Source organism: Geminocystis sp., from assembly GCF_041753295.1.
In the GTDB taxonomy this organism is placed as follows: Bacteria; Cyanobacteriota; Cyanobacteriia; order Cyanobacteriales; family Cyanobacteriaceae; genus Geminocystis.
Genome location: NZ_JBGSUU010000115.1, coordinates 17,835 through 40,833, shown reverse-complemented (window position 1 = coordinate 40,833; position 22,999 = coordinate 17,835). Strand labels below are relative to the sequence as shown.

Sequence of the window (22,999 nt, the reverse complement as noted above, 5' to 3'; positions counted from 1 at the left end):
AGATAAAATAGAAAATATATAGTTAAACACTTAAAAACTAGATGAATGTTACATTAGCTCGAAAATTGAAATTAATATATCGTCAAGAGAAAATATCGGCGTTTATTTTCACCTTTGGGGTAATGGATGCCATGTTAGGGGGTTTTAGTCAGCGGTGGAGTTTGCTATCATTAGGGATGTTGTTAGTTATCATCGGCGGTTGGATGCGATGGTTACAAATACAAAAAACAAAAAAAGCCTTTACTTTCAATACTCCTCAACGTTATCTTAATCCTAGCACCAGTGATTTAACTCCTTTACCGCCTCTCAAAAGAAAACGGGATTATTTATCGTAATGGTAACAGAGTTTGAAACCTTAAAAATTGGACAAGTAGCCTTTAATAGCGGTTTACCAGTGAAAACTATCCGTTATTATGGCGATTTAGGTTTACTTTCTCCTCATTTGTCTCGCAATGCTTCTGGTTATCGCTTATTTACTCCCTCGGTTATCAATCGCTTAAATTTTATTCGCCGTGCGCAAAGTTTAGGATTAAACTTAAAACAGATAAAAGAGATCTTAACAGTACATGATGAAGGTAAAATTCCTTGTGGAATGATAAAACAATTGTTAGTAGATAAATTAGAGAATATTAAACATCAAATAGAAGAATTAAATATATTACAAATAGAATTAAAAGGTATTTTATCAGGATGGCAAGACTTTTCCTCCCAAGAAAGTTTGAAAAAAAGTATTTGCCCAAATATAATTAACCATTAGCAATTAGATTATTAATGTAATATCAATAATTAAGACTTATCCCATGACTATCCATAGCAATATCACTCTTTCCATGATTGTCAAAAACGAGGCACATAACCTCAGCGATTGTCTCCATAGCGTTAAAGATTTTGTGGATGAAATGATTATAGTGGATACAGGTTCAACGGACAACACGAAGGAAATCGCTTATAGTTTTGGGGCAAAAGTCTATGATTATTCATGGCAGGAAAATTTTGCGTTGGCTCGAAATTATGCCCTAGAATATGTCAATACCGAATGGGTTTTAGTGTTAGATGCCGATGAAGTTTTAAACCCTGTGATTATTCCTTATATTCAGCAAGTGATTAAGGAAAAAGAGAATCTTGTGGTTAATTTAATTCGTCACGAAATTGGCGCACTTTCTTCCCCTTATTCTCAATTATCTCGTTTATTTCGGAAACACCCCGACATCAAATTTTCTCGCCCCTATCATGCTTTAATTGATGATGCGGTGTTATCTTTACAAAAACAAGAAACTCATTGGCGTATTGTGGATTTACCAGAAATTGCCATCAAACATTATGGTTATCAACCAGAAATTATCGCTTCTCAAGATAAAGCAAAACGGGCAAAAAAAGCCATGGAATCTTATTTAAGTCAAAATCCTAATGATGCTTATGTGTGCAGTAAATTAGGTGCTTTATATCTGGAATTAGGAGACACCAAAAAAGGTATAAAATTGCTTAAGACGGGCTTAAAATCGAATTTAGCTACCACTGCGACATTATTTGAGTTGCACTACCATCTAGCCAATGCTTTAGTTAAAGAAAAACAATGGGAAATGGCAGTAAAACATTATCAAAAAGCTATGACACAACCGATATTAGCAAAACTGAAATTAGGCGCTTATCATAACTTCGGTAGTTTATGTTATCAAGGGCAGGATTTCCATAACGCTATTAAACTATATCAAGAGTGTTTAAAAATTGAGCCAAATTTTGCCTTAGCTTACTATAATCTAGGGTTATCTTATCGAGCAATGGGGCGTAATTTTAAAGCCATAGACGCATATCAAAACGCCATCAAACTTGACACAAATTATCCTTGGGCATATCAAAATTTAGGAGTATTATTATATAAACAAGGGGAAATCGAGGAGAGTATCAAAGCCTTTCAAAAAGCCTATAGTTTACATAAACAACAAAATCCAGAAATTGCTAAAGAGTTAAAACAAGAATTATTAGATATAGCCATAGAATTAGTGGAAAATGAGGAATTTCTCTCTATGTAAGTTATAATTGTCAAATAATTTTTTTGATCTATAGAAAGAAAGTAGCAAAATACTTGAAATGAATAGATTTCTAGTAGGTGATCCAGTACCTTGGTTTCAATGTAATAGTACTAGCAACTCTAATTATAACTTTAGCACCGTTGGCGGTCGTTATGTAGTAATATGTTTTTTTGCATCCATGACAGCAGAAAGTAGTGTAAAAGCGGTGTCTTTTTTCTGTCAACAGATGCGATGGAAATTTAATGATAGTGATTTCTGCTTTTTTGGTGTTAGTGTTGATCCTAAAGACAGAGAATTAAATCGTATTCAAGAAATGATGCCCGGTATTCGTTTTTTTTGGGATTTTGATTTACAAGTTAGTAAACAATATGGGGCGTTAGAATTTCAAGATGGTAATATTCTATATCATCCTTTTACCCTGATTCTTGATCCATCATTACGAGTAATTGCTAATATACCACTTATTGATCCAGATGTTCATAACTCTATTGTAAGTAAAATAATTAATACATTACCCTTCATTGATGATTATGCACAAGTACCTTTATCTGCTCCTATTTTAATCGTACCCCGTGTATTTGAACCAGAATTTTGTCAAAAACTGATTAAGTTATATCACGAAAATGGTGGTAGTGAATCAGGATTCATGAGAGAGAAAAATGGTAACACTATTGGAATAATTAATAATAGTTTTAAACGTCGTCAAGATTACAATATAGAGTCAGAAGAAATTAAAAGTTATATTAGAAGTTGTTTAATCAGAAGATTACTTCCTGAAATAAAAAAAGCATTTAACTATAATGTAACTCGTATTGAACGTTATATAGTTGCTTGTTATGATAGTGAATCAGGGGGATTTTTCCGCCCTCATCGAGATAATACCACCAAAGCCACCGCCCATCGTCGTTTTGCGGTAACAATAAATCTTAATACAGAAGAATATGAAGGAGGAGACTTACGTTTTCCTGAATTTGGTAGAAAAACCTATCGTGCGCCTACAGGAGGTGCTGTGGTATTTTCTTGCTCGTTATTACATGAAGCAACACCAGTAACAAAAGGTATTCGCTATGCTACTTTACCATTTTTATATGATGATGATGCCGCAAAAATAAGAGAAGAAAACCAAAAATTTCTTATTAATTAGGGATTGTTTTATATTTCTCAATCCTTGATTTTAAAAGAGTTTCTATTTATTCAAGAAACCCGAATTAAACAGTTAAGATTAATCAATAAAAATTCTTGTTATCATAATTATAATCAGATAAATTACACAAATAAACTAGGTTAAATAATAACTAATAAAGACATTAAAATACTTTTTCATTAATAAAATTTATCCCCTCGTTGATGAGGTATTCCTACTTCTATAAAAGAATTCCCTGCGAAAATATAGCCATTTTTTTGATAAAATATAATGCTTTCTTTACGCCCATGGAGATAGAAATGATTAATACCTAAATTATAGAAAAATTCTTCAATTTTATTTAACAATAAACTACCAATTCCTTTTTTTTGATATTCAGGAATAACTAACATTTGTCTAATTTTTACTTGGTGATTTTCTCTTATACCTAAAACACAACCAACAATCATATTTTGTTCATTATAAGCTACGAAATGATAACTATAGCGATCAATTTCTAAATCTTCATCGGTGAAAATAATTCTAAGGGGAAGACGTAGATATTTTTCTCGAATTTCTCTAGCTTGATAATATTCTTGAGAATCAAAACTAACGGCTTTTATTAAAACATTATTTGTCATATTTTATTAGATTAAATAACTATTTTTTCTTCTGTAAAAAAAGCACATTTACAGATAATTAGATTATGATAAATTTATCAAATATAAACAAAATTTAAAATAGATTTTTTCAAAAAACTAACTATATTCTTATGAAAGGCAACGAAAGAGATTGGATTTGGCACGGATGGCATATTCATTATAGTTTTCAAAGAGTAGTTTTAGAAAATAAATCGAAGGATATACCTATAATACTTTTACACGGTTTTGGTGCATCTTTAGGACATTGGCGACATAACATCCCCGTTTTAAGTCAAAATCATACGGTTTATGCCATTGATTTACTGGGTTTTGGGGCATCAAAAAAAGCCTATACTAACTATGGTATTGAATTATGGTCACAATTAGTTTATGATTTTTGGAATGTTTTTATTAATAAACCTTGCATTGTTATTGGTAATTCTATTGGTTCATTAATTGCCTTAAATACAGTAGCTAAATATCCCATAATAGCTAAAGGTTTAGTTATGTTAAGTTTACCTGATATAGCGGCACGACAAAAATTAATTCCTGCAAAAATTTTCCCCTTCATTAAAACCATAGAAAATTTAGTAGCTTCTCCTATACTTATCCGTTTAATTTTTTTAGTGGCACGTCAACCTAATATTATTCGTCGTTGTTTAAAAGTTGCTTATATTAATCATACTAATGTTGATGATGAATTAGTCAATATTATTAGTCTTCCACCCCAAGATAATGGCGCTGCTCGTGCTTTAATAGCCTTAACTAAATCTGTTAGTGATTACTCATTATCGGCTGAAGAATTACTTAAAAAAATTAATATTCCGATATTATTATTATGGGGAAAAAGTGATAAATTAATTCCCCCTACTTTAGCGGAAGAATTAGCAAAAACTAATCCTAAAATTGAACTAAAACTATTAGATAATTTAGGGCATTGTCTTCATGATGAATCCCCAGATTTATTTCATCAATTGTTAGCTCAATGGTTAAATAATTCTGAAGGCAAATACGCCTCTAAATCCCCAATTCTGGGGAAGTTTAATTGATGTTGGGATACGCCCCTAAATCCCCAATTCTGGAGACTTTAATTCATTAACTTATTCTCTCCCCAAAGTTGGGGCTGGGGGCATTTTCTAGTCACCCACAATAGATGTACAAAGAAAATCGTCTTGAAAATAATCATTGGCGACTCTTTGTATATCTTCAAGGGTAACATTAGTGATTTGTTGAGGGAAAATTGTGTCATATTCAACGCCTAAACCTAAAGTTTCATACCACCCAAAAATTTGGGCAAATTCGCCGTTTGTTTGCTTTCCTAGGGCATATTGTCCTAAAAGTTTGTTTTTAGTGGTTTTTAGCTCTTCTAAGCTCAGTTTTTCTTCTCTTAATCGCTTAACTTCATTGTATAATCCTTCTTTACCAATTTCTGTATTATCAGGAGAAGTTCCCATATAAACTACAAATTGAGATTTATCAAGTCTTGTGGGATAAAAAGATGATACATCATAGGCTAATCCTCGTTTTTCTCTTAATTCTACAAACAAACGACTAGATAATCCATTACCTAGATAAGTGGTTAATAATTTTAAAGTGGCATAATCAGGATGTTTCATTTCTGGTGCTAAATATCCCATCATGATTATAGTTTGTTGGTTTGATTGCTCTATTTTTTTATAGCTACTTTGAGGATAGAGAGGATAAGGATTTATTTCGGTGGTAGGAGTTGATGAGGTTTTCCAGTCTCCAAAAGTTTTTTCCACCATAGAAATAGCTTGATCAAGATTAATTTTTCCTGCTAAACTAATAATTAAGTTGTCAGGTCGAAAATGCTTTTCATGATAATATTTTAAGTCTGCAATGGTTAAATCTTGTATAGTTTTTTCTGTACCTAATGTTGAGAAACTGTAAGGATGTTGTCCATAAATCATCTCTCTTAGTTGACTAAAAGCAACATTAAAAGGTTGTTCTTTTTGAGATAATAAGTTTTGTAGGGTAATTTTTTTCTCTAATTCGATTTCTTTTTCGGGAAATGAAGGAAAACGCAGGATTTCTGCGGCTAAGTTGAATATTTCTGTAAAATCATCGGTGATAGTTTTCATACTCACTAGAAAATAATCACTAGAGGTGTCTATACTTAATAATGCTCCCATAGATTCTACTTTTTCAGCAATTTCTAGGGATGATAATTTATTCGTCCCTTTTGACATTACACTAGCTAGAAGATGAAAAACTCCTGCCTGATGAGTTGATTCCCATAAACTACCTGCATGACGTAAAAAAATTTTCCCCGCAATTATTTCTGTGGTGGGATTTTCTGTAACTATTAAGGTAATACCGTTATTTAATGTAGTTTTTTGAATATGTTTTTGATTTTGTTTCACTGACGATAAATTATAAAAAATATATTTTAATCAATTATTAATGAAAAAAGGGAATAAACAAAAAGTCAATGATTTACACCTTGATTTATCAGTATTTTTCCTATCTCTTATCTCCTAACTTCACAAAAAAAGTTATTGTTAACTATTCATTATTCATTATTCATTATTAACTATGTTGAGTGTTACCGAAGTTGAAAAAATTATCCTTGATTTAGTTAAGCCTCTCACTGATAAGGAATTTATACCTTTACCTCAAGCTACTAATCGGATTTTAGCGGACAATATTTCTTCTAATTTTGATTTTCCTTATGACGATAATTCCGCTATGGATGGCTATGCTGTTAAATTTCAGGATGTCTTTATGGCTAGTGAGGATTCCCCAGTTTCGTTAAATATAGTAGAGGAAATTCCTGCTGGATATTGTCCACAAAAAACTATTTTATCTGGAGAAACTGCTCGAATTTTTACTGGGGCAATTTTACCACTAGGTGCTGATACCATCGTTATTCAAGAAAATACTCAATCAGAAGGTTGTCAAGTTGATATTTTCACCCCCCCCCTCAAAAATGATTTTGTCCGCTATAAAGGCTCTTTTTATCGGGCTGGTGATTTTTTATTATCCTCTGGTAGTAAACTTAATCCCCCCGAAATGGCTATTTTAGCTACTGCTCAATGTTTACAAGTTCCTGTTGTGCGATCGCCAATTATTGCAATTCTTTCTACGGGGGATGAATTAATAACTCCAGATGAATCTATGGTAAAAGGTAAAATCATAGACTCAAATCAATATTTATTAGCTAGTTTTATTCAACAAAATGGCGGTATTCCTTTACCTTTAGGTATCATTGCTGATAATCCTCTGTTTTTAGAAAATGTCATTGCTAATGCCTTAAATAAAGCTGATTGGGTAATTTCTACTGGTGGCGTTTCCGTGGGTGATTATGATTATGTTGATGAAGTTTTACGAAAATTAGGAGGTAAATTTCACGTTAAAGGAGTAAAAATGAAGCCGGGTAAACCTTTAACCATAGCAACTTTTGACCAAGATAAATTATATTTTGGTATTCCGGGAAATCCTGTCTCGACAATGGTGACTTGTTGGCGTTTTTTACAAACTGCTATGGAAAAATTGTCAGGAAAAAAAAATTATCGCTATCCTTCTATTGTTAAAGGTATCACTCGTAATCACTTAAGATCTCAAGGTAATCGAGAAAACTATGTTTGGGGTAATGTTAAAGTTGTGGAGGGATATTATCAGTTTACCCTAGCACAAGGTTCTCATAATTCAGGAAATTTAGTTAATTTACAAAATATTAACGCCTTAGCTATTATTCCACAGGGTACAAATTTAATCGAAATCGGTGATGATGTAGATATTCTTTTAGTTAACCATTGACAATTAACAATGGAAAGTTGACAATAATAGTTTTTGCCATTATCAGTTAACCATCAAAAATCAACATTAATTGCTTATGGTTAATAGTATTTTATGAATCAAATATCTAGCGCTTTTACTCTTTTTACCAGTCTATTAGTAGAAGCAATGCCTTTTCTGTTAATAGGGGTATTGCTATCTAGTAGTCTTATTTTCTTTTTGGATGAGAATAAATTAATTACTAAACTTCCTAAAAATCCTTTTCTTGGTGCAATTATTGGCAGTATTTTTGGTTTTTTCTTTCCTGTTTGTGAATGTGGTAACGTACCTGTAGCTCGTCGTTTTTTGCTTAAAGGTTTACCAACTTCCGTTGCGGTATCTTTCCTTTTCGCCGCACCAACAATTAATCCGATTGTATTATGGTCAACTTATGTTGCTTTTCGAGGACAACCAGAAATTGTTTGGTTAAGGATGATTTTTTCTTTGACAATTGCTATTACTATTGGTTGTATTTTTAGTTTACAATCTGATCCTCGTCCTCTATTAAAACCTAGACTAGCAAAACGTTTGACAGCTTTAATAGAAGGTCAAAAGGAGGAAAAAAATATTAATATCAAAGAATATAGTTTATTGCAATCTGGTAGTTTTATTCTTGGCGAAAAAGGTAAACCCATTAAAATGACTCAAAGTTTACTTGACGATACGGATAATAATAGTTTGTCTTTATGGCAAAAATGGGATTTGTTTATCAATAATGTCCAATATGAGTTAAGAGAATTAGGAGGAATTTTAATTTTAGGTAGTGCCATCGCCGCATCAATTCAAGTTTTTGTGCCTAGAGAAATTATCCTCAATTTAGGGCAAGGTACAATTACTTCTATTGTAGCAATGATGATTTTAGCCGCAGTTGTTTCTATTTGTTCTACTGTGGATTCTTTCTTTATTTTATCCTTTGCTTCTACTTTTACAACCTCTTCTTTAGTCGCTTTTTTAGTATTTGGCCCTATGATTGATATTAAGTCTATTGGTTTAATGTTGTCAATTTTTAAGCCCAGAATGATTCTTTATCTAACGGCGATCGCCGCTCAATTAACCTTTATTTTTACCTTATCTTATAGTTATTTTTATTAGATATATCAAGGTATTTCAAGCAAATGAATAATTCAATAAAACAAGATTTTTGGTTAAACTTATTAGATATAATAGCAATTTTTTTATGGTCATTATTACTGTTTAAATATTGGATAACTGGAGAGTTAAATTTATTAATACATCCTAATTATTTTTCTTTAGTATTAATAACCAGTATTATTTTTTTATTATTAACTATTGCCAAAATTATTCAACTTTTTAATTACTATCAAAAAAACCATAATTTTCATAACTATACTAATAATAATCAACACTCAAATTTATTACCAAAAGGATGGGCAAGTAGTATCTTAATTTTTGTGGCAATCTTAGGGTTAATAATTAAACCAATGGTGTTAAGTAGTCAAACCGCCATGCAACGAGGAGTAACAGACACACTACCTCCAACTACCTTAGAAACTCAATCTTTCTTAACTCAAACTTCCCCCGAAAAGCGATCGCTGATAGAATGGGTAAGAACCTTAAATGCTTATCCCGAACCTGATACCTATACAGGACAAACAGCTAATATTACAGGTTTTGTGGTACATTTAGATCATTTACCAGAAAATTATATTTATTTATCTCGTTTTGTGCTTACTTGTTGTGCCGTTGATGCTTATCCTGTTGGTATTTTGGTAGAATTGCCCAAATCCAGAAATAATTTCCCTGTTGATAGTTGGTTAGAAATACAAGGAATCATGAAAACCGAAACTTTACCCCCTGTCGATTCTAGTCAGAATAGGAAACAAAAAGATAAACGTCAATTAGTCTTACAAGCAAAAGAAGTTAAAACTATTCCGACTCCTAAAAATCCTTATGCTTATTAAACTGCGGGAAATTGTAAAACGGTTTTTTTCACAAAATTAGTTAATAAATTATTATCTTTATTTCTTTGGAAAATTAGCTGTAATTTCTCTTTAATTTTAGTTAAATTTATCGATTCTTGATGACTAAAATCTGCGATTTCATAATATTCTATTAAACTTAAACCACAAATACGAGTTAAATAAGCCGCACTAATTCCTTGAATAATACCACCAGCTATATAAGTAATAAAATTAGTTTTTAAGATAGTAGTTATAGCTTGACTAGATATTTCAACTATGCCTAATTTAACCATTAATTTTCCTAAAGCAAGAGAAATTTCCTGCGCTTGATTCAAAGATAATCGCTGTTGATAAATACTGCTTAAATCCACAATCATTTGAGTATTTATTGCCGCCGTTGCTAATAAATCTAAACTTGATACAGGATTGGCAAAAGTTGCTGTTGCTGCGATAATTTGATATTTTTCGATTAAAGGTAAAGCCTTTTCTTTTCTAATTAAATTTACTTTGTCTTTGACATTTTTTTGTAAATTAATTAGTTTTCTATAAGCAGTTAATAAGATTAATTTTTCTTGATCTTTATCAATAATATTTTGTAAAATATCCGTTAATAATTTATATTCTCCGGGAGTTATTTCTTCCCATTCTTGATAATTAGTTTTATCTTCATATTTTTTTACTTTAGTTATTTGATTTTTTGTCGAAATTTTAATAATATATTTATCTTCAATAATTTCTTTTAGTCTGGTTTTAAGATTCTCAAAAATAAGAGTTTTTTCTTCTTCCAAATTATAATCTATATCATCAAATAAAATTAATAATTTTTGGTTATTATTAACAATATTTTGAATAGTTCGTTTTTCTGATTCTTTTAAATCACCATGAAGAATAAATAAAATTAAGTCAGATTCAAATAAATTTATAGAAGGATTTTCTACAGTTTTAAGAATATCAGTATTAATCTTAATTTTAAGAGTAGTAAATTGCGTTTCTAAAATTTTATTTAAAGTAATAGGACTAACTTTATTATCACTAATAATAATTGCTTCTAAATAGTTTCTTTTAGTTTCTGCATCAATTTTAATTATCTTTTCATTAAAAACCTCACAATCATTATTATATAAATCTTGATTATTCGACTCTTTTGATTCTGTTAATAAAGTATTAATTAAAGTTTTTACTGCACTAATTTTTTTCTGAAAATCAACTGAATCAACGGTAAAAAATAAAGGATTCGTAACAATTTTTTTTGTTTTATTTCTTTGTAATATTAGCCATAAAAAACCCATTAAAGTTACCATTAACATCGTAAAATCTCCCATTTCTCCGAGAGAATTTTTGACATTTTGCCCTATCCAAAGCAAAAAAGAAAGAGAAATACCAGCCACTAAAATAGGTTTTTTGATGACAATATCCATAATCGTTTCTAATTATTGATTAATTATAAAAGTTAGTTTCCTGAACAGGAATACTCGGATTTAAAGACGGATTCATTTCATTACGCCAGTTTCTAATTTCCTGTCTTGCTTGATTATACGCTGAAGTACCCACTGGGATCATATTAGCAATATCAATCGCTTGTTCCATAGATGAAGGAGAATAATCAGAAGCTGCTCTTTTTGCTATCATTAATAATTGTTCTGACCAACGATCTACTGCTTGACGACTTTGATTATCCACAAAAGAAGAAGAAGGAATACGGTTAGCAATATTAATCGCTTGAATTAAAGATTGAGGATCATTGGTTTGTGCTACTTGATATGCTCTTTGTAAGTTTTCTTGAGCATTCATTTCTTTACGCCATTGTCTTATTTGAGTTTGTGCTTCTGAATATAATGCTGTACCTCTGCCAATACGACTAGCTACATTTATAGCTTCTTGATAAGTATTATTATTTCCTAATGAAATAGCTTTATCTAAAACAGGTCGATCTTGTATCCGTTCAATATTACTTTGCCATTCTCTCTTTAAATCACTAGCTTCGGCGTATAATGCACGATTTGATTGAATTTGACTCGCTTGATTAATAGCTTGTTGCCAAGATTCAACGGTATTCCCCTGAGCTAATTCTTGAGCTTTTGCTAGTATTGGTTTATCTTCTTGAATTTGTATGTCTTTTTGCCATTGACGTATTTCTTGACGAGCTTCTCCATAAAGAGGATTATCACTATTAATTAATTCTGCCTTGGTAATGGCTGCGTTTAAGTCCCCTATTTGTCCAGATCTTGCTAACTGTCTAGCGTTGGCTAAGTGAGTTAAATCTTCTTTTTGTGCAATCCATCCTTTAGATAATTCTCGACTTTTATTATATAATTTACTCTCACTCGGAATTTGTTCAGCTTCGGCGATGGCCAATTCCATACCTGATACTGTACCTAAATTAGCATTTCTTCCAGCACTTGCCATAGTTGTCCAATCATTGGCTTGATTTTTAAGATTACTTTTATCAGGAATTTTCGCCGCTAACTCTGATAAATTATCCCAATTTTCATTGTCAACTAATTCTTGTACTATGTCGCTGATTTTATCTTCCGCTTCTTTAATTAATTTACTCGCCTCATTATAAGAATAACTAGAAGGAGGAATTATCGACGCAATTTCAATGGTTTTTAATAAATTATCCACACCGCCAGATCTTAGAGTAACATAAGCACCATCGAGTTTTTTACTTTCTTCTCTGGCTAAATTAATAGTTTTAACGGTTTCTTGATATTTTGTGGTTTGCCAATATTCATTACTAACATTTAGTAAATTTACAGCTACTAAAAAAGCCTTATTCCACTGAGAATTTTTTAATTCTGATTCTACTTCTTCTTGAATACCTTTAGCTTCTTCCCATATTTCTCTCCATGTCGTAATTTTCGCTTCAATAATATTATAATTTTCTATCTCTTCAGGAATTTTTCTGAGGATGGCGATGGCTTCATCTAATTTTCCTTTATTAAATTCTTTATCTGCCAATAAAATAATATCATTAGACCATTCAGTTACATGACGATTAATCTCATTGCGTAGAGGATGAGTAGGAGATAATACTTGTAATAAAGCAATAGCTTTTAATAAACCATCAACGGTATTAGTTTGAGCTTGTAATTGTGCGCAATAAATACGATTAGTAGCAGAACTAAAAAACAAAGATACTGGGTTACAACTAGGATTACTAGGTAAACGTAATAAAACCGTAGTGGCTAAAAATCCAACTCCACCAAAAGAAACAGCTAAAATTAGACTTAATAATTGCCATGAGATTTTAAGATTATTGTTTTCGATTTTTGTGGTCATATATTCAATAAGTAAAGAATAGAGAATTAAAAATTAAGAATTAAAAAATGATATTATTGATGATAAATAGTTAAGTATATTTCAAGATTAAATTTGACTTAGCATATCTTAACATGACAACGAATAGTTAACAATGAAAGGTAAAAGTGTAGGGAATAAAAGAAATGAAGTACAAAATATTAGTATGATTACCGTATTTTAATTTCCTGATGATATTATAGCCACCTATTATTTATGAGTAAAAATAACCCTTTAGCTGAATCAGTAAAACAACTGGGATTATCTAGTATTGAGCGTCATATTTTTTTATGTTGTGATCAAAATAAACCAAAATGTTGTTCTAAAAAAGATAGTTTAGAGTCTTGGGAATATCTTAAAAATAGACTCAAAGAGTTAAACTTAGATAAACCAAGTTCAGAAAAATCTCATTGTGTATTCCGCACCAAAGCTGATTGTTTAAGAGTTTGTATTGACGGACCAATTTTGTTAATTTATCCTGATGGTACTTGGTATCGTCACGCTACACCAGAAGTAATCGAAAAAATTATTCAAGAGCATATAATTAATAATCACGTTGTCGAAGAATATTTATTTCATCAACATCCCTTAAGTTAATTACTATTATCTCCTATCTCTTACCCTAACCGAGAATTTTATATCGAATTGAGATAAGTTAAACTCCTTTAAAACCCATGGATGTTTCTATTGCTTCACGGGGGTTAGATTTCATTAATTGTGGATTTATTTTAGCTTGGTATAAATTACCTACAAAACTCAAAATAACACCGACTAACAATAAACTTCCTCCCAGATATTGAGCCATAGTAGGAATTTCTCCCAAAATTAAATAAGCCATAAAAATAGCGGCGATGGGATTTATTAAACTGGCTAAGTTAAGTTGCGTTGAAGTGGCATTCTTTAACCCCACTAACCAACATAATTGACCGACTACAACAATAATTGCTCCATAAATCAACATCCATTGCCAAAGAAAAGGGGAGAATATTTGACTAAAATGTTGCACTCCGTAGAGAATATTCGCTAATAGAAAGAAAATCACTGTACCTAGTATATTGCGATAAATCATAAAAATACCGATGGGAATAGATCTCAATTGTAATTTACCCATAATGTTAGAAATAGAATTAATGATAGCGGCGATCGCCACGAAAATTTCGCCGATTCCGATTTGAAATCCTCCCATATTGATCATTTGTCCTGAACTTCCTAACAAAGCAGTTACTATCACCCCAAGAAAAGAAATAAGAGAGCCTCCTATTGTCCAAAAATTAATCCGTGAGCCACCCAATAACCAAACACCGAAAATTAGGCTTAAAATAGGTTCTATACGCCCAATTAAAACGATATTAGTAACATTAGTTTTTTCAAGAGCCGTAAAAATTAACCAAGGTGAGATCGCTCCTGATAAAATACCCGTGATAGTTAAACTAATCCAATCTTTACGAGTTAGAAGTTTGAGAGTAGTCGGTTTCCAATCTTGATGAAAAATAAGCAACATCAATGCCAAGGCACAAATATTACCCACAAATAAAACATTACAGGATGAAATCGGATTTTTACCATTGATTAAGTGATAGTTGCCAATATTAATAAGTTTACTGGTGACGGAGTTGGAAGCCGCAAAAATTAAAACCGCAATGGAAAGATATAGGGAAGTAGGAACTCTACTTAAATTTTTGTTTATACTATTAATAACTTTCATCATCGGTTAAGGTGATGCCTTTTCATAGCCAATATTGGGTGCAGAATAAATAGAAATAAATATAGCATCTTCGTTACTTTCATTAATCGCCCCATGAATCTGATTTTTGTCAGCTAAAGCAATGTCACCCACATTTAAACTTTGGCTTTGACCATCACCTAAATAATAGGTTAAAATACCTTTAATCATAACCCAAGTATCTTGTCCGTCAGGGTGATAATGAGGTTGAACAATTTGTCCGGGTTTTACGCACCATACCGCAACGCTAGAGTTTTTCGTCTGAGTAATTTCTGTTACTGTAGCGTTTTTATTATTGGAGCGAGTATAGTTTTCTAAAGCAAAAATTCTAGTATTCATAGTAGATGTAGAGGGTTCAAAAGGATCATGATAAGTAAGTGAGTAAAATTAATTGTATATTTAGGTTGAAAAAGGCAAGAGGCAAGGGGCACGAGACAAGAAGCATTGATAAAATTCCCTCTTTAAATGATATTCACGAGGGTTCACCCTTTGAGTATGTTAATACTAGTATGGGTATAGTTTCCAAAGTACCTGATAATGATGACACACCAGAAAACTTGATTTTAAAAGCGGATAAGGCATTATATTCTGCCAAACATCAAGGTAGAAATCAATTTATTCTCCATAACTAAGGGTAAAAATCAGTAAGTAGGGTGGGCAATGCCCACCATCACAAAATTGTAGTTATTTTATAAGTTCCTTCTATCACTCAATATAGTTGATGCGTTAGTTATCGTTTGTTAACACACCCTACACATAGACTAGACTTTAACCTAACCTTGATCTTTAAGTCTAACCATTGCCGAGCCGATAGGGATTTCTTCACCTAATTCTTGTAGTTTGGCACTGACTCGATAAAGCACACGACCGCCCATTCTGGACATATCAATACCAGAAAGTCTGATGGTGACGTAATTATCAGGTTTTATCGGTTGAGCAAAATTAATTGTTACCGCCCCAGGCGTTAATGCGATCGTACTGGGAATTTCTCTACCATCCCTATCTAGGGCTTTTGCGGTAATGGAGCGCCCCATATCCTTGGGTAAAGAAATTGTTGCTGATTCTAAAGAAAATCCCGTCACCGCTAAGGTAATAAAATGAGTATCGGCAGCCGCCCCTACAATACCAGAGTTAGAGACAAAAGGAGCACTAAAATTCATGATCATTTGTGCTTGGGCTTGAGGAGTGACGATAGGCAGAAAAGTAAAAGTGCTAGAAATAGCTAAAGCGGAAAGAGAAGTTGCGATAAAACGAAAGTTCATGGTATTAAAATCCTTAATAATAGAATTTGATAAGAGATCAATAAATTGATGAAGACAGTGTTAATTACTTGACTTCATTGGGTGGAAACATGGTTACTTTACCTTCTTTGACTGCTACAACCACGTCATAGGTAGCACAGTAAGAGAAAGTTACATCGTTAGCTTTGTTGTATAAATTCACTACCATACCAGCACCGCCGGGTTGTACTCCTAAAGGTAATAAATCACCATAGAAAAAGCGACGTAGTTGATCACCTCCTCCAATTTGTCCTTTATTTTTTGTCACGGCTTCAATTTGTTGAGCTGGAGTCATTTTTGGAGCTGCCATCGCATCATTTTGGAATTGAGAGACAAAGCTACCCATCGCAACATCACCCACGGTGATAACCGTAGCGAGGGCGAAAGGAGCAAGGAAAGGACTTAAGAATTTGGATTTTAGCATTTTCGTTTTGAGAAAGAAAATAATCAATAACGGTATCCTAATTTATTTCATTTTCTTTGAGAAGTAGGCAAAATAGAATAAGCTATATGCAATTTTGGAAGAGGTAAAAACCCAGTATGGATCGAATTAGTTGTATGCAACTTTTTGTTAGGGCTGTGGAATTGAATAGTTTTTCTGCCGTAGCGCGAGAAAAAAATACAACACAACCAACTATTAGTAAACAAATTGCATCTTTAGAAAAATATTTAGGAGTACAATTACTAATTCGTTCCACGACAAATTTGAGCTTGACGGAAGAAGGCAAAATATATTATCAATACTGTCAACAGATTTTGGAAATCGTTGCGGAATCTGAAGCGAATCTGACGGGGAAAAAACAAGCAAAGGGAGTTTTACGATTAGGTTGCTCAGTACTTTTTGGACAGATGCAAATTGTACCTCGTTTAAATACTTTTCTCAAATCTTATCCCGATGTCAAAATTGATTTAGTGATGGCGGATCATTTTGTTAATCTTGTAGAGCAAGGTTTAGATGTTTTGATTCGTATTGGCAATCATCAAGATAATTCTCTCGTTAGCCGCCACATTGGTACAACTCGCCGTATCACTGTAGCAACAAAAAGCTACTTTGATCAAGCAGGTGAACCTGAAACCCCAGAAGATTTAGTTAATCATCACTGTATTGTTTATACTCATTTAGCAACGGGTAATGAATGGTATTTTCAAGGAAAAGAGGGAATAATTAAAGTCAAAGTGGGAGGCTATTTTCAAACTGATAGTTCCATCGCCATTCGATCTGCTATTTTATCAGGTTTAGGCATTGCCGTTGCCCCCGTATGGATGTTTGGTGACGAAATTTATCGGGGGAATCTCAAGGTTGTATTACAAGATTATCCCCCTACATCATTCCCCATTAATGCAGTTTATCATCGTAGTCGTTTTTATCCTGCCAAAATTAGTTGTTTTATTCATTTTTTAGAATTACAATTTAAACTCGATCCTTGGGTTTGTAATGATGAAAATAGGAGTTAGGAGAAATACTTAAAAATATCAGATAAAATAACACTATAAAGTTGGCACTATAAGGATTATAAGAATTAACCATTAAATTTGTGATATATTCACTCTTTGCATTTCACCTGAAACCTGACACTTGTCACCTTTTTCAAGGAATAATTTAATTTATCACCAACAGAAGTAACAGAGCCATATTTATTTTTTGTAAAATTCCGAAAAGGATTAGCATATAGAATGAAGATTAACCGTTTTTTGATTCTTGGCTAAACATCATGAAAGACAATTCCAAACAAACATTATTACTGATTGACGATGACCCCAATCTAATATTATTAGTAAAAGATTATTTAGAATTTAATGGTTATGAAGTGTTAACGGCGAATCAGGGTAGAGAAGCTATCAAAATTCTTGAAGGGCAAACACCAGATTTAATCATTTGTGATGTAATGATGCCAGAAATGGATGGTTATGCTTTTGTTCAAGAAATTAGAAAAAATCCTCATTTAGAGTGGCTTCCTATTATATTTTTATCAGCAAAAGGGCAAAGTAAAGATCGTATTAAAGGTTTAAGTCAAGGTGCTGATGTTTATATGGTAAAACCTTTTGAACCTGATGAGTTAGTAGCACAAGTAAAATCTACTCTCAATCAAAGTATGCGTTTAATCTCTAGTAGCCTCAAAAAAGTAGAAAATTATTCTCGCATTCATGTACCAAAAAGCGTATTATTAACTAGCACAGAAAAAATAGTAGTTAATTTAGTCGCTCAAGGAATGTCGAATAAAGAAATTTGCCAAGAATTAGGAGTAAGTCAACGCACCATTGAAAGTCATGTATCTAATATGTTAAATAAAACAGGATTACATAATCGTACAGAATTATCTCGGTGGGCAATTCAAAATGAATTAATTTAAACAACAATAAATATCTTATATTATGCACAAAATACCAGTTACAGTCATTACAGGCTTTCTTGGCGCAGGAAAAACAACTTTATTACGCAATCTTTTACAAAATAATCAAGGTAGAAAAATTGCCGTTATTGTCAATGAATTTGGCGAAATTGGCATTGATGGAGAATTATTGCGTAGTTGTCAAGTTTGTGATGATGATGGAGAAATAAATAGCAATATTATCGAATTAACTAACGGTTGTCTTTGTTGCACTGTTCAAGAAGAATTTTATCCCACTATGCAAAAATTGTTAACCAGAAAAGATCAAATTGATGCTATTGTCATCGAAACTTCTGGGTTAGCTTTACCAAAACCTTTAATACAAGCCTTTAAATGGCAAGAAATCCGTAATCATGCCACTGTAGATGGAGTTATTACCGTTGTCGATGCCTATGGTTTAGCTAAGGGTAATTTAGTCGGTGATTTAGAAGCTATTAACCAACAAAGATTAAATGATTCTAGTTTAGATCATGAAACCCCCATTGAGGAATTATTTGAAGACCAACTCGCTTGTGCTGATTTAGTATTATTGACTAAAACTGACTTACTCAAAGATGATGAGTTAACTCAAGTTAAAAACTGGTTAGAAAAGGAATTACCCACAGGAATTAAAGTTATACCCTGTCATCAAGGAGAAATTAATTCAGAGATTTTATTAGGTTTTAATGCCGCCGTAGAAGATCATATTATTAATCGCCCTTCCCATCATGATACCGAAGAAGAACACGATCATGACGATGATATTAATTGTTTAGAATTATCTATGGAAGAAACTATTAACCCTCAAGTTTTAATTTCCCGTTTAGAAAATCTGGTTAAAAATTTAGAAATTTATCGTATTAAAGGTTTTGTTAATGTCACTAATAAACCTATGCGCATGGTATTACAAGGAGTAGGCGATCGCTTTGAAACATTTTATGATCGATTATGGCAACCAGAGGAAAAAAGAGCAACAAAATTAGTTATAATTGGGCGTAACTTAAAACCATCAGATTTGATTATTACCTGAGTTTGACATTACTTAATTACTTAATTTCAAATTTTTTAAGGGCATTTTGGGCATGAAAACGAACTTGTGCATTATGATTAATTTCTATAGCTTTTAGAATCTTAACCGCAGTAACGACATTAAGTTGTTTCAAACTATAACAAAGACTTTGTAAAATTTCTGGCTGATTTAACTTAGAGTAATTATTTTCATAGAAATTGCTTAGAATTGTTACACATTGATGCTTTAAAGTTGCTTTTCTCACTCTTCCTAAAGCAGTAATGATTTCCAAAGTGATGGATAAATCCAAATCCTCTTTATATAAATAATTGTCTAAACATTGTAAACTTTCAGGAGTTGCTATCCATGCTAAAGATCTTACAATTGTAACTTTTAACGGTATAGGAGTATTTTCATTGCCTAAAACTTTGTTTAAAGATTCTATGGCAAAAATATGATTACTACGACTTAAAGAAATCGCCGTTTGTTGTGCCACAGATAAATTTATATCTTCTAATAAAGGAGACAATAATTTGATTAACTCTACATCTTCACCAGATTTTAATTTTAAACCCAAGGCGATAACTGCTTCTTTTCTTACGGATGAGGCATAATCTTTTAAGGCATTAATCATTACTGATTTAATTTCAGGAGTATCAAAATTTCTTAAAGTAGCGATGGCAGTTGTTCTAATAGTGTTATCTTGATCATTAACAACCGATAATAAAGGTTTAATCACTTCTAAACTAGGAATTTGTGCCAAAGCCTCAGTAGCTAATAGACGAGAAGAAAGATTATCTAGTAACTGTGATAAAAAAATAATTGATTGTTTTCCTTGACTAGCTAAAGTTTGAGAAGCTAACAACAATAAATCTTCTTCTTGAGTGATAGTTAATAACTCCGTAACAATTAAAATAATTTCAGGATTTTTGATTTCACTAAGTATTTTTAAACTATACCAACGATGTTCAACATTAGCTTTTTCATCTAAAATTATTTTTTTTAAAGGTTGAATTACTTGACTACCGTATTTTACCAGTATTTTTGCTACTGCCCATTTTTGTTCAAAATCTCCCAATGGGAGAATCTCCAAAGCTAATTCTAAGGAGATAGTTTCAGGATTATCAAGAGAAATAGTCGATAAATCAGCAGGAATAAGACTTTTTTCAGGGAAAATACTAACCATGAGAGAAGAAGGTAAAAAGAAGAATTATGTCTTTTTAGAATAAATTTTCGGCAAACCTTATTTAGTAATTTTGATCACATAAAAATATTTTTTATGCACTTACTGCAAAAAGATTATGTAATATTTAATCAAAATATCTTAAAGTTAACTAAGTTTTAAAGCATTAACAGGCACATCATCCCAACAAGCAACAGTTTTAATGGTAACTTCCCATCCCTGTTGTTTTTGTTGCGGTGTTAATTTTTCTAGCCAATTATTATGACAATCTTCTGCTGCCTTTTGATTAGTAGTAGCAATACAAGCCTGAATTATACCACAACCATCTTTTTGTTCGTTAACCCAAATAGCCATAATAAATTAGTTGATAGTGAATAGTTGTTGATTTCTTCTTTTTAAAAGTTGCTAATATATCTTTTAAAATCGTTAATTTTCCTTATCTTTGATTAATATTGATTAATAGTAAATCTCAGTTTATTCTTTGAGTAATTTTTGATGACTTTTTGAAGAAATAAATATATAGAAATTATATCATAGAAAGAAACTTCGATAAATCTCGAAAAATATATAACTTTATCGATATTAAGTTAAACTATTTACTAAAGTAGATAACTTACCAATTTGCTCTTTTCCGTTAATATCTAACTCACTATGACATAAAAAAACTTTTTCGGTGACTCTAGCTAATAAATCTTGTATAACTCTAGTAACTAATTCATTTTCAGTTAGTGTGTCAGAGACAATAGAGTGAGATTGCCACGATTTTAAAAATATTGATGATGCAAATAATTCACTGCTTTGACTCCAAAGATGACTTCCCACATCAAGCCAAAATTGCCAAGGATGATGACTGCGATATGAGCGATACTGATATACTGAAGCAATGGTAACAGCTTTTTTTGAACTTTGTTTTAAAAAGGGGATAACTTCCATTGGTAAAGGATTTGCGGTTATTGTACCTTTACGCAATAAAGTAACCAGTTTAGTCATCATATCATAATTATTTTGATTCCCTAGTCTTTGTTGTATTTGCCAAAAATGTTGCGCAGTTTCTCGAAATTCACGAAGGGTTTTTGATTGACTATAGTTTAAATCAGTAATATTAGCAAAGAAATGCTTTATAATGTCGTCAATGACTATTAAAAGATGATTTTGTCCGTTTTTTACGTTTATTTGAGTATTTTCAAGCCATTCTTTAATATTATTAAAAGATTCCAGACTTTGATGAGTTAATCTATCCCAACGAGGAAAAGACTCTATGGTTAATAATCGAGGAGATTTTGCATCAGGATAATAACAATAATCAGTTAATAAACCTGCACGAACTAAGTCTATCTTCTGCTGTGATAAAATAACTAACATTTCCGCTATCATGGCTTTGTCTATTAATTTACCATTGCCTTCATAAATTAGAGTTAAAAGAGTTAAAATACTCCGCACTGAAGTAGATGTAATTATGGGGCGTTGTTCATTTAATGGTTTAATTTCAATATCGTTACTGTTAAGAATATTCATAAGAGTATAACGGGCAATTTCATCTAAACCGGGTGCTATAATTACAACTTCTTCTGGTTTAATTTTCCCTGAGTTGATGGATTCAATGATAAATTCAGCCATTTTTGTTAATAATTCTCCTCTTGAATTTGTCACGATACTTTCAATACCGATAATTTTCTTTTGAGTGAAGTTATTATTAAGTAAGTTAATGACTGATTCTTCTACTTTTATCCCTAAACTATCTATTTGATTAAGTAATAATGATTCTTGATGACAAAAATGGGATAACTCTTTCAAATATTCAGAATCAGCATTTAACCCTAAGCGAACTTTTCCAGTATTATTATAAGTAAAAGCTCCAAATAGGTTGTTTTTTAGAAAAAATTTGCCTAAGTCTCCAGCAATAGCAGGATAATCATCCACATCATCGCCGAAAATAGCATTATAATTATCCATTAAATAGGATTGATAATAAGTATTTGGTAATAAATAACGTCCATAAAGTTCATAAATTAAACCATAACTTAATAAACCTCTTTCTAGTGACCATTGTCGCCATGTTATAATTAATTTTCCTATTAAATCACTAATTTCTTGATTATTTGGTATATTTAGCACCATTGACTGATATAAACGATGACTAATTTCTTCGGGTGGAATTCCGCCAGATGCGGCTAACTGCATAAAATCCAAAATGCGTCTGACACAGTTATATTCATTGCCAAAAATACCTACTAATTCAGGAGTTAAAGATGTTTTCCATAACTGGGTAGCTAATTCTTGCTCTGTTTCAGGTCGTAACTTGAGAGGAATATGAGCTTTAATTCCTAATTCTTGAATAATTAAAGGATAAAAAAGAATAACATCTTCTATTATCACGGCAAAAGGAGTTTTGATTTTACCCGAATAATGATGAGGATTAATATTTAATAATGTATCCGTTAAAGTTTTTCTACCTTCTTCATTACTGCATAAAATTAACGGTTTTTTCAAAGAAGAAGATTTTTCTAACCACTGAGAAATAATTGAGGCTAAACGAGTAGTTTTTCCGCAATAACTATTACCGAATATCCAAATAGGTTGAGATTTAATAATTGACAAAGACTTAAATAATTGAAAATAGA

General features: G+C 31.7%; 24 protein-coding genes. 13 read left to right on the top strand and 11 right to left on the bottom strand.

All coding sequences use genetic code 11. From position 1 onward, the window contains the following. Window positions 1-41: 41 nt before the first annotated feature. Genes ACEW8E_RS14490 through ACEW8E_RS14475 form a run of 4 tightly spaced genes read left to right on the top strand, consistent with a single transcriptional unit; the run spans window position 42 to window position 3,174 of the window. Window positions 42-335: a hypothetical protein gene (locus ACEW8E_RS14490; protein WP_373481069.1), complete on the top strand. Its 294-nt coding sequence runs from the start codon at window positions 42-44 to the stop codon at window positions 333-335. Further along, on the top strand, window positions 335-757 hold the full coding sequence (locus ACEW8E_RS14485) for a heavy metal-responsive transcriptional regulator (RefSeq protein WP_373481068.1): 423 nt from the start codon (window positions 335-337) through the stop codon (window positions 755-757). The genes ACEW8E_RS14490 and ACEW8E_RS14485 overlap by 1 nt, the downstream gene beginning before the upstream one ends. A 43-nt stretch (window positions 758-800) precedes the next feature. Next, complete coding sequence (locus ACEW8E_RS14480) at window positions 801-2,030, top strand: tetratricopeptide repeat protein (protein ID WP_373481067.1); 1,230 nt, start codon at window positions 801-803, stop codon at window positions 2,028-2,030. 58 nt (window positions 2,031-2,088) lie between these two features. After that, window positions 2,089-3,174 (top strand): 2OG-Fe(II) oxygenase, encoded by a 1,086-nt coding sequence (locus ACEW8E_RS14475; RefSeq protein ID WP_373481066.1) that lies wholly within the window; start codon window positions 2,089-2,091, stop codon window positions 3,172-3,174. A 179-nt stretch (window positions 3,175-3,353) separates the two neighbouring features. Here ACEW8E_RS14475 and ACEW8E_RS14470 read toward each other — a convergent pair whose 3' ends face one another. After that, complete coding sequence (locus ACEW8E_RS14470) at window positions 3,354-3,794, bottom strand: GNAT family N-acetyltransferase (RefSeq protein WP_373481065.1); 441 nt, start codon at window positions 3,792-3,794, stop codon at window positions 3,354-3,356. A 131-nt stretch (window positions 3,795-3,925) separates the two neighbouring features. On the opposite strand from ACEW8E_RS14470, the gene ACEW8E_RS14465 reads away from it, so the two are divergent. After that, window positions 3,926-4,843: an alpha/beta fold hydrolase gene (locus ACEW8E_RS14465; protein WP_373481064.1), complete on the top strand. Its 918-nt coding sequence runs from the start codon at window positions 3,926-3,928 to the stop codon at window positions 4,841-4,843. 87 nt (window positions 4,844-4,930) lie between these two features. Here ACEW8E_RS14465 and ACEW8E_RS14460 read toward each other — a convergent pair whose 3' ends face one another. Further along, a complete protein-coding gene (locus tag ACEW8E_RS14460) occupies window positions 4,931-6,178 on the bottom strand; it encodes a M16 family metallopeptidase (RefSeq protein ID WP_373481063.1) in 1,248 nt (415 codons plus the stop codon). Between the two features lie 172 nt (window positions 6,179-6,350). Here ACEW8E_RS14460 and glp point away from each other — a divergent pair, with 172 nt between their 5' ends. The 3 genes from glp (at window position 6,351) to ACEW8E_RS14445 (ending at window position 9,514) form a co-directional block, all read left to right on the top strand. Continuing rightward, window positions 6,351-7,574 carry a gephyrin-like molybdotransferase Glp gene (glp, locus tag ACEW8E_RS14455; RefSeq protein ID WP_373481062.1) on the top strand — a complete coding sequence of 408 codons (1,224 nt, stop codon included), beginning with the start codon at window positions 6,351-6,353 and terminating at the stop codon, window positions 7,572-7,574. Between the two features lie 93 nt (window positions 7,575-7,667). Continuing rightward, complete coding sequence (locus tag ACEW8E_RS14450) at window positions 7,668-8,684, top strand: permease (RefSeq protein ID WP_373481061.1); 1,017 nt, start codon at window positions 7,668-7,670, stop codon at window positions 8,682-8,684. Between the two features lie 23 nt (window positions 8,685-8,707). Beyond that, window positions 8,708-9,514 (top strand): TIGR03943 family protein, encoded by an 807-nt coding sequence (locus ACEW8E_RS14445; protein ID WP_373481060.1) that lies wholly within the window; start codon window positions 8,708-8,710, stop codon window positions 9,512-9,514. Here the strand turns inward: ACEW8E_RS14445 and ACEW8E_RS14440 are convergent. Beyond that, on the bottom strand, window positions 9,511-10,932 hold the full coding sequence (locus tag ACEW8E_RS14440) for a DUF697 domain-containing protein (protein ID WP_373481059.1): 1,422 nt from the start codon (window positions 10,930-10,932) through the stop codon (window positions 9,511-9,513). The two genes, ACEW8E_RS14445 and ACEW8E_RS14440, sit on opposite strands and share 4 nt — an antisense overlap. A 19-nt stretch (window positions 10,933-10,951) precedes the next feature. Further along, on the bottom strand, window positions 10,952-12,796 hold the full coding sequence (locus ACEW8E_RS14435; RefSeq protein WP_373481058.1) for a hypothetical protein: 1,845 nt from the start codon (window positions 12,794-12,796) through the stop codon (window positions 10,952-10,954). Window positions 12,797-13,030: 234 nt separating this feature from the next. Here ACEW8E_RS14435 and ACEW8E_RS14430 point away from each other — a divergent pair, with 234 nt between their 5' ends. Further along, window positions 13,031-13,411, top strand: a complete 381-nt coding sequence (locus tag ACEW8E_RS14430) for a ferredoxin (RefSeq protein WP_373481057.1) — start codon at window positions 13,031-13,033, stop codon at window positions 13,409-13,411. Window positions 13,412-13,469: 58 nt separating this feature from the next. Here ACEW8E_RS14430 and ACEW8E_RS14425 read toward each other — a convergent pair whose 3' ends face one another. Beyond that, on the bottom strand, window positions 13,470-14,522 hold the full coding sequence (locus ACEW8E_RS14425) for a DMT family transporter (protein ID WP_373481056.1): 1,053 nt from the start codon (window positions 14,520-14,522) through the stop codon (window positions 13,470-13,472). Between the two features lie 3 nt (window positions 14,523-14,525). Beyond that, window positions 14,526-14,876 (bottom strand): cupin domain-containing protein, encoded by a 351-nt coding sequence (locus ACEW8E_RS14420; RefSeq protein ID WP_373481055.1) that lies wholly within the window; start codon window positions 14,874-14,876, stop codon window positions 14,526-14,528. A 38-nt stretch (window positions 14,877-14,914) separates the two neighbouring features. Between ACEW8E_RS14420 and ACEW8E_RS14415 the strand changes: the two genes are divergently transcribed. Further along, window positions 14,915-15,169, top strand: a complete 255-nt coding sequence (locus ACEW8E_RS14415) for a GGDEF domain-containing protein (RefSeq protein ID WP_373481054.1) — start codon at window positions 14,915-14,917, stop codon at window positions 15,167-15,169. Window positions 15,170-15,310: 141 nt separating this feature from the next. Here ACEW8E_RS14415 and ACEW8E_RS14410 read toward each other — a convergent pair whose 3' ends face one another. Next, a complete protein-coding gene (locus ACEW8E_RS14410) occupies window positions 15,311-15,799 on the bottom strand; it encodes a hypothetical protein (protein ID WP_373481053.1) in 489 nt (162 codons plus the stop codon). 64 nt (window positions 15,800-15,863) lie between these two features. Continuing rightward, the gene (locus tag ACEW8E_RS14405) at window positions 15,864-16,241 is read right to left on the bottom strand and encodes a hypothetical protein (protein ID WP_373481052.1); all 378 of its coding nucleotides are present in this window, start codon (window positions 16,239-16,241) and stop codon (window positions 15,864-15,866) included. 116 nt (window positions 16,242-16,357) lie between these two features. Here ACEW8E_RS14405 and ACEW8E_RS14400 point away from each other — a divergent pair, with 116 nt between their 5' ends. The 3 genes from ACEW8E_RS14400 (at window position 16,358) to cobW (ending at window position 19,216) form a co-directional block, all read left to right on the top strand. Then, window positions 16,358-17,272: a LysR family transcriptional regulator gene (locus ACEW8E_RS14400; RefSeq protein ID WP_373481051.1), complete on the top strand. Its 915-nt coding sequence runs from the start codon at window positions 16,358-16,360 to the stop codon at window positions 17,270-17,272. A 257-nt stretch (window positions 17,273-17,529) separates the two neighbouring features. After that, window positions 17,530-18,168 (top strand): response regulator transcription factor, encoded by a 639-nt coding sequence (locus ACEW8E_RS14395; RefSeq protein WP_373481050.1) that lies wholly within the window; start codon window positions 17,530-17,532, stop codon window positions 18,166-18,168. Between the two features lie 22 nt (window positions 18,169-18,190). After that, window positions 18,191-19,216 carry a cobalamin biosynthesis protein CobW gene (gene cobW, locus ACEW8E_RS14390; RefSeq protein WP_373481049.1) on the top strand — a complete coding sequence of 342 codons (1,026 nt, stop codon included), beginning with the start codon at window positions 18,191-18,193 and terminating at the stop codon, window positions 19,214-19,216. A gap of 16 nt (window positions 19,217-19,232) precedes the next feature. Here the strand turns inward: cobW and ACEW8E_RS14385 are convergent, their stop codons facing one another. From ACEW8E_RS14385 to ACEW8E_RS14375, 3 genes are all read right to left on the bottom strand, one after another. After that, window positions 19,233-20,381 carry a HEAT repeat domain-containing protein gene (locus tag ACEW8E_RS14385; RefSeq protein ID WP_373481048.1) on the bottom strand — a complete coding sequence of 383 codons (1,149 nt, stop codon included), beginning with the start codon at window positions 20,379-20,381 and terminating at the stop codon, window positions 19,233-19,235. A gap of 144 nt (window positions 20,382-20,525) precedes the next feature. Beyond that, window positions 20,526-20,732 (bottom strand): glycogen debranching protein, encoded by a 207-nt coding sequence (locus tag ACEW8E_RS14380; protein WP_373481047.1) that lies wholly within the window; start codon window positions 20,730-20,732, stop codon window positions 20,526-20,528. A gap of 228 nt (window positions 20,733-20,960) precedes the next feature. After that, window positions 20,961-22,976, bottom strand: coding sequence for a recombinase family protein (locus ACEW8E_RS14375; protein WP_373481046.1), 2,016 nt, complete (start codon window positions 22,974-22,976; stop codon window positions 20,961-20,963). Between the last annotated feature and the right edge of the window lie 23 nt (window positions 22,977-22,999).

Excerpts from the sequence above, each read along its gene's own strand:
- ACEW8E_RS14490 (WP_373481069.1), top strand. The coding sequence starts at position 42 with ATGAATGTTACATTAGCTCGAAAATTGAAATTAATATATCGTCAAGAG.
- ACEW8E_RS14485 (WP_373481068.1), top strand. The coding sequence starts at position 335 with ATGGTAACAGAGTTTGAAACCTTAAAAATTGGACAAGTAGCCTTTAAT.
- ACEW8E_RS14480 (WP_373481067.1), top strand. The coding sequence starts at position 801 with ATGACTATCCATAGCAATATCACTCTTTCCATGATTGTCAAAAACGAG.
- ACEW8E_RS14475 (WP_373481066.1), top strand. The coding sequence starts at position 2,089 with ATGAATAGATTTCTAGTAGGTGATCCAGTACCTTGGTTTCAATGTAAT.
- ACEW8E_RS14470 (WP_373481065.1), bottom strand. The coding sequence starts at position 3,794 with ATGACAAATAATGTTTTAATAAAAGCCGTTAGTTTTGATTCTCAAGAA.
- ACEW8E_RS14465 (WP_373481064.1), top strand. The coding sequence starts at position 3,926 with ATGAAAGGCAACGAAAGAGATTGGATTTGGCACGGATGGCATATTCAT.
- glp (WP_373481062.1), top strand. The coding sequence starts at position 6,351 with ATGTTGAGTGTTACCGAAGTTGAAAAAATTATCCTTGATTTAGTTAAG.
- ACEW8E_RS14450 (WP_373481061.1), top strand. The coding sequence starts at position 7,668 with ATGAATCAAATATCTAGCGCTTTTACTCTTTTTACCAGTCTATTAGTA.
- ACEW8E_RS14445 (WP_373481060.1), top strand. The coding sequence starts at position 8,708 with ATGAATAATTCAATAAAACAAGATTTTTGGTTAAACTTATTAGATATA.
- ACEW8E_RS14440 (WP_373481059.1), bottom strand. The coding sequence starts at position 10,932 with ATGGATATTGTCATCAAAAAACCTATTTTAGTGGCTGGTATTTCTCTT.
- ACEW8E_RS14435 (WP_373481058.1), bottom strand. The coding sequence starts at position 12,796 with ATGACCACAAAAATCGAAAACAATAATCTTAAAATCTCATGGCAATTA.
- ACEW8E_RS14430 (WP_373481057.1), top strand. The coding sequence starts at position 13,031 with ATGAGTAAAAATAACCCTTTAGCTGAATCAGTAAAACAACTGGGATTA.
- ACEW8E_RS14425 (WP_373481056.1), bottom strand. The coding sequence starts at position 14,522 with ATGATGAAAGTTATTAATAGTATAAACAAAAATTTAAGTAGAGTTCCT.
- ACEW8E_RS14420 (WP_373481055.1), bottom strand. The coding sequence starts at position 14,876 with ATGAATACTAGAATTTTTGCTTTAGAAAACTATACTCGCTCCAATAAT.
- ACEW8E_RS14410 (WP_373481053.1), bottom strand. The coding sequence starts at position 15,799 with ATGAACTTTCGTTTTATCGCAACTTCTCTTTCCGCTTTAGCTATTTCT.
- ACEW8E_RS14405 (WP_373481052.1), bottom strand. The coding sequence starts at position 16,241 with ATGCTAAAATCCAAATTCTTAAGTCCTTTCCTTGCTCCTTTCGCCCTC.
- ACEW8E_RS14400 (WP_373481051.1), top strand. The coding sequence starts at position 16,358 with ATGGATCGAATTAGTTGTATGCAACTTTTTGTTAGGGCTGTGGAATTG.
- ACEW8E_RS14395 (WP_373481050.1), top strand. The coding sequence starts at position 17,530 with ATGAAAGACAATTCCAAACAAACATTATTACTGATTGACGATGACCCC.
- cobW (WP_373481049.1), top strand. The coding sequence starts at position 18,191 with ATGCACAAAATACCAGTTACAGTCATTACAGGCTTTCTTGGCGCAGGA.
- ACEW8E_RS14385 (WP_373481048.1), bottom strand. The coding sequence starts at position 20,381 with ATGGTTAGTATTTTCCCTGAAAAAAGTCTTATTCCTGCTGATTTATCG.
- ACEW8E_RS14380 (WP_373481047.1), bottom strand. The coding sequence starts at position 20,732 with ATGGCTATTTGGGTTAACGAACAAAAAGATGGTTGTGGTATAATTCAG.